This is a genomic window from Enterobacteriaceae endosymbiont of Donacia semicuprea (assembly GCF_012570535.1).
Taxonomy (GTDB): domain Bacteria; phylum Pseudomonadota; class Gammaproteobacteria; order Enterobacterales; family Enterobacteriaceae.
Genome location: NZ_CP046210.1, coordinates 35,316 through 41,868 on the forward strand (window position 1 = coordinate 35,316; position 6,553 = coordinate 41,868).

Annotated in this window: 6 protein-coding genes; 2 read left to right on the top strand and 4 right to left on the bottom strand. The window is 16.4% G+C overall.

The features are described 5' to 3' along the window. Nucleotides 1-117: 117 nt before the first annotated feature. The 4 genes from dusA to hisS form a co-directional block, all read right to left on the bottom strand. A complete protein-coding gene (dusA, locus tag GJT91_RS00205) occupies nt 118-1,104 on the bottom strand; it encodes a tRNA dihydrouridine(20/20a) synthase DusA (protein ID WP_168868260.1) in 987 nt (328 codons plus the stop codon). A gap of 71 nt (nt 1,105-1,175) precedes the next feature. Further along, nucleotides 1,176-2,525 carry a ribosome biogenesis GTPase Der gene (gene der, locus GJT91_RS00210; protein ID WP_168868261.1) on the bottom strand — a complete coding sequence of 450 codons (1,350 nt, stop codon included), beginning with the start codon at nt 2,523-2,525 and terminating at the stop codon, nt 1,176-1,178. Nucleotides 2,526-2,545: 20 nt separating this feature from the next. Continuing rightward, a complete protein-coding gene (locus GJT91_RS00215) occupies nt 2,546-3,733 on the bottom strand; it encodes an outer membrane protein assembly factor BamB family protein (protein ID WP_168868262.1) in 1,188 nt (395 codons plus the stop codon). Nucleotides 3,734-3,831: 98 nt separating this feature from the next. Then, on the bottom strand, nt 3,832-5,118 hold the full coding sequence (gene hisS, locus GJT91_RS00220; RefSeq protein ID WP_168868263.1) for a histidine--tRNA ligase: 1,287 nt from the start codon (nt 5,116-5,118) through the stop codon (nt 3,832-3,834). Nucleotides 5,119-5,364: 246 nt separating this feature from the next. Between hisS and tadA the strand changes: the two genes are divergently transcribed. Then, nucleotides 5,365-5,847, top strand: a complete 483-nt coding sequence (gene tadA / locus GJT91_RS00225; protein ID WP_168868264.1) for a tRNA adenosine(34) deaminase TadA — start codon at nt 5,365-5,367, stop codon at nt 5,845-5,847. Between the two features lie 18 nt (nt 5,848-5,865). Then, a partial coding sequence (locus tag GJT91_RS02265; protein ID WP_281352642.1) for a serine hydroxymethyltransferase occupies nt 5,866-6,553 on the top strand: 688 nt, incomplete at its 3' end.

Below are 6,553 nucleotides of genomic sequence, written 5' to 3' on the forward strand. Positions count from 1 at the left end.
CTCTTTTATTTTTTCAATTTGTAAATCTTTTTTAAATTTAAATTGTTTCATTAAATTATTTATATACCATATGTAAATATAATTTTAAATTTTATAAAATAATTTAAATAAAACATATTATTTTATTTTTATAAAAGATAATGCATTATCTAAAATTTCTATTTTTTTAAAATTAAGATAATTAGTTTTATCAAAAATAAATTTTTTAAATTTATGTAATCCATTAATACCACGGAAAATATTTAATATAGGAGTAATAATAGTTGTTAAAGAAACACCATTATTTAATTCTCTTTCTATATAAGGAAACATTGATTTTATTATTATTAAAGGATTTTTTGTAATAAATTTATTTTTATTATTATAAATATGATAATCTATTTTTGTTAATATTTTAGGATTTTTAAAAACTTCACGACCTATCATGACTCCATCAAAATATTTTAGATGATTTTTTATATCTGATAAATTTTTAATTTCACCATTAATAGATATTTTTATATTTGGAAATTCTTTTTTTATTTTATAAACAATTTTATAATTCAATTTTGGAATTATTAAATTTTTTTTAGTATTAATTTTATTACATAGTAATGCTTTTCTAGCATGAATAATAAATCTTTGACATCCACTTTTCATTAGTAAATTAATAAATTCACATAAAAATGTATAGCTATCATCATTATTAATACCAATTCTCATTTTGATTGTAATTGGTATTGAAACACTATCACTCATAGATTTTATACAATTTGATACTACTTTGGGTTGTTTCATTAAACATGCACCAAAATTTCCTTTTTGAGATTTTAAAGATGGACATCCTAAATTAAAATTAATTTCTTTATATCCTATTTTTTCTGCTTTTTTACAACATAAAGATAATAATCTTGGATGATTACCAGCTAATTGTAATACTAAATTATTTACATTATAATTTTCTAATAAAATTATTTCATTATTTTTAATTGTATTTATATGTATCATTTCAGTATATAAAAGTGATTTTTTAGTTAATTGACGATAAAAATATCTACAATATTTATTTGTCTTTTTTAACATAGGCGCAACTTCAAATCTAAAATATGGAATATTATTTTTCATGTTTATAATTAATAAAATTTAATATTAAAAAAAATAATTATATATTCAATATATAATTTAATATAGAAAATTTAATTATATGGATTTTTATTTTCTTTAAATTTTAAAATTATAATATTTCCTATACATTTTAATTCTTTATAAAAAAAATTTAATAAATAACGTTTGTAATTATTATTTAATTTGGTAACTTGATTACCATAGATTTTAAATATTAGTGGATGATTTTTATTTTGACTTATGTATTTTAATTTTATACGTCTACCATTATGTATCGGAGGTAAAAATGAATTAGTTGCTAAATATAAAATTTTCATAAGTTTTGAAGTATTATAAGTTTTATTAGAAATATTATATATTTTATATATTAATTTAAAAACATAATTTATATTTTTCAAAAATTTAGCTGATATAGAAATTATAGGAAAAATATTAAATTTTATTTTTATAAGTTTTTTTATATAATTAATATCATTTAATGTAATTAAATCTAATTTATTAATAATCAAAATTATAGGTTTTCCTTTAGAAATAATATTTTGTATTATTGATATATCTTTATTACAAAAGATTTTTTTTTCTCCGTCAATAATGTATAAAATAATATTAGATTTTTTTATCATTTTATAAGTTTCTAAAATTGAAAATTTTTCTATTTTATTTTTTATTTTATTTTTTTTTTTTATACCTGCTGTATCAATTAAGATAATATTTTTATTAAAATTATTAAAATTATTAATTGGTACTAAAATACTTTCTCTTGTTGTTCCTGGAACATTACTAACAACCATTCTTTTTTCATTAACAATACTATTAATTAAAGTAGATTTACCAACATTAGGTAAACCTATAATAGCTAATTTTATTTGATTTTTTTTTTCTATATTATTAGATAATTCATTAATATAATTTTTATATGAATAAATTTTTTTTATATAAAAAAATAATATTTTTTGTAATTTTAAAATATCATTATTTTTAATAAAATTAATAATATAAAAATCAATACCTAAAGAATAAAATTCTTTATCTAAAAAAATTTTATCTTTTGTATTTAATAATATAATTATTTTTTTCTCATATTTTCTTATTTTTTTAATAATTTTATAATCTGTAGTATTAAGTTTATTTCCTTTTATTATTAATAAAATTAAATTTGATTCTTTAATTGATTTTAATATTTGTTCTTTTACTATAAAATTATTTTTATAAATTTTTTCATCATAATTAGAATAGCTTATTGTATCAATACAAATAAATTTAAAATTTTTTATTTTAGCACTACCATATTTTCTATCTATTGTAAATCCTGAAATTTTATTAACTAAAGAATTATACTTTTTTGTTAAAATATTATATAAAGATGATTTTCCTACGTTATTACCCCCCAAAATAGTAATAACAGGATACTTAAATATCATTTTTTTATCTCTTTATTTTATTATATTGTTTTAATTTTATATAAATAAATTTTATTATATATAGTTTGTATAATTAATTTATTTTTTATTAAAAAAATAAATCTAATTTTATATTTATCAATTTTTTTATTTCCAATAAAATTTCCTGATTTATAATTTATCCAATAAATAAATCCTTTATTATTTGTAAAAAAAATATTTTTTTTATAAAAAAATAAATTATCTATTTTATTTTTTTTAAATCTATTTTGTATCCAAATTAAATTACCATTATTTGCATCTAATGCAATAATCCTATTTTTAGAATCTATTAAATATATAATATTTTTATATATGATAAAATTTTTATAAGTAAAATATATCTTTTTCCAAATAATTTTCCCAGTACTTAAATCTAAAGCTATAAAATTTCCATTGTAAGAAGATACATAAATATTACCATTATATATAACTGGTTTTATATCAATATCATTAATATTAAGAAAATTATTTTGATCATTAAATTTAAATAAATTTTGTTCCCAAACTAATGATCCATTAGTAATTATACGAGAACTAATTATACCATTATCACCTCCTGTAATAACATTATCAAAAAAAATTACTGGAGTAGATACCCCTTTAATAGATAATTTATTTGGACGCCCTAAGCTAACTGTCCATAAAATTTTCCCATTTTTTTTATTTAATCCTTGTAAAATATCATCTATATTGTGAACTAATAAAATATCTTTTTTAATTATAAAACTAGATAATATTTCATTAAAAACATTTGTTTTCCAAATTATAGATTTATTTTTAATATTTAAAGCAATAATTTGACCTTTTTTATTTCCTAAATATAAATAATTATTAGATATAATTGGTCCACTAGTAAAATCATTATATTTACAATATGAAAAAATACAAAAATTTTTTATAAGATTAACATGCCAAATAATTTTACCTGTTTGCATACTTATACAATAAATAGTTCCATTTTTATTAGCTATGTATAATAAATTATTTTTATATACAGGATATAATTTTGTATAATTAATATTATTATTTTCTATTTTTTTTTTCCAAATTAATTTTAATTGTATTAAATTTAATTGAGATATTTTAAAATTTGTTTTATTAAAAATATGATTTTTTTTATATGTACAAGATATAAAAGAAAAAGTAGAAAAAATAAATATTAAAATTATAAATTTTGATAACTTCATATTTTACTCATTATTTTAGATAAACATATAATATTATTATAAATATAAAAGTTTTATTTATTATATAATAAATATTATTTAAAATAATAAATTTTAACTTAAATATTTTTTAATATTTTTTTTAAATTTAATATTAATTTATTTTCTGGTACAATTATTTGTTTTTTGGAATATAAATCCTTAATTATAATTGAATTATTATTTATTTCTTTTTGACCTATAATAATTATAAAATGAGATTTATATTTAATTGCTTGAATAATTTGTTTTTTTAAATTTTTAAAAAGATAACTAGTTAATATTCTTAATTTAGGAAAATTACTCCTAATTAATTCTCCAATAATTAAAATTTTTTTTAAAATATAATTATTTTCCATTGGAATTAAAAAAATATCTATTAAAAAATTTATGTCCAATTTTATAGATTCAGTATTTTTAATTAGTAAAATTAAACGTTCCATTCCAATTGCACATCCAACTCCATTTTTATCTTTGTTAAAACTAATTTTATTAATTAGTTTATCATATCTACCACCTCCACAAATAGTCTTAGAAGTACCTAAACTATTAGTTTTCCATTCAAATACAATATCATTATAATAATCTAATCCTCTTACTAAATAATTATTTATAGTAAATTTTATATTCATAATATTTAAAATTTCACATAATTTCTGAAATTTATCTGTACTTTTTTTATCAATAAAATTTTTTAATTTAGGAGCATCATTTAATAATTTTTTAATATTTTTATTTTTACTATCTAATATTCTTAATGGATTGTTATATATTTTTTGTTGATTATTTGAATCTAAAAATTTTAAATTTTTTTTAAAAAATAATATTAATTCTATTATATATTTTTGTCTATCTATTACAGAACCAATAGAATTAATTTCTAAAAAAATATTATTTGTAATATTTAATTTTTTCCATAAATTATTTGTTAAAATAATTATTTCAGAATCTATATAAGGAGATTTTAATCCAATTATTTCAATACCAATTTGATTAAATTGTCTATATCTTCCTTTTTGAGGCCTTTCATATCTAAACATTGGTCCATTATACCAAAAACGTCTATTATTATAAAAAATATTATTTTCTACTATAGAACGAAGAAATCCCGTAGTTCCCTCTGGACGTAAAGTTAATGAATCTTTATTTCTATCTAATAGATTATACATTTCTTTTTCTACAATATCTGTATATTCTCCAATATTTTTTTTAAATAATTCACTTTTTTCTAAAATAGGTAATTTTATCTCTTGATAACCATAATTTTTTAAAGTATTTTTAATAACATTTTCAATATGTTCCCATAATAAAGTATCTGGAAATAAATAATCATGCATACCACTTACAGAAGTAATTTTTTTTATCACTATAAAATATTCTCTTTATATATAAATATTAATTTAAATAAAATTTTAATTACTTTATAATAATTTAATTAAAATTTTAAGTTATGTTGTTATTTTTTATTAATAAATTGATAAAATTAAAATATTTAAAATTAATGAAATAAAATAAAAAATAATTTTATTTTATGATTATAAAAATAAACATATCTATATATTATATATAATATATTTAAATTTTAATGCAATCAAATATAAAAATTTATTATAATGAATAATGATATTTATTGGATGAAATATACTTTAAAATTAGCTATTTTAGCAAGAAATTCTGGAGAAATACCAGTCGGTGCTATTATTATTAAAAATAATAAAATTATTTCTTATGGTTATAATAATTCAATAAAAAAAAATGATCCTACAGCACATGCTGAAATAATAGCTTTAAGAAAAGCAGGAAAATATTTAAAAAATTACAGATTATTAAATACAACTATGTATGTAACACTAGAACCATGTTTAATGTGTTTTGGAGCTATAATTATTAGTAGAATTTCTCGTTTAGTATTTGGTCCATATAATAAAAAATATAATAAAAAATCTGATAAAATAGGAACATTTATAAATTTATTAAAAATTTATGATATTAATCATAGACTAAAAATTAGATCCGGTATTTTAATTAAAGAATCTAAAAATATTATAAAAAAATTTTTTTCTATAAAAAGAAAAAAAAATAATTTTTTATTTTAACAAAAAGGTTTATTCATTTTGAAAAAAAATTTAAAACATGACATAGAATTATTTAATTTAATAAATAAAGAAAAAATAAGACAAGAAGAAAATATTGAATTAATAGCTTCTGAAAATTATGTATCTTCTAATATTTTATATGCGCAAGGATCTCAATTAACAAATAAATATGCAGAAGGATATCCTAATCATAGATATTATGGTGGATGTAAATATGTAGATAAAATAGAAAAATTAGCTATAAAAAGAGCTAAAAAATTATTTAATGCAGATTACGTAAATGTACAACCACATTCAGGATCACAAGCTAATTCTGCTGTATATTTAGCTTTATTAAAGCCTGGAGATATTATTATGGGACTAAAAAACTCTCATGGAGGTCATTTAACACATGGATCCTTAGTAAATTTTTCAGGACAAATTTATAAAAATATACCTTATAAAATTAATAAAAAAGGAATAATTGATTATGATTATTTATTATATTTAGCAAAAAAATATAAACCAAAAATTATTATTGGAGGATTTTCTTCATATTCTAGAATATGTAATTGGAAAAAAATGAGAAATATTGCTGATATAGTAGGATCATATTTTTTAGTTGATATTTCACATATTGCTGGATTAATTATTTCAAAATTATATCCAGATCCATTATTTTATGCACATGTAGTAACAAGTACAACACATAAAACATTAGCTGGCC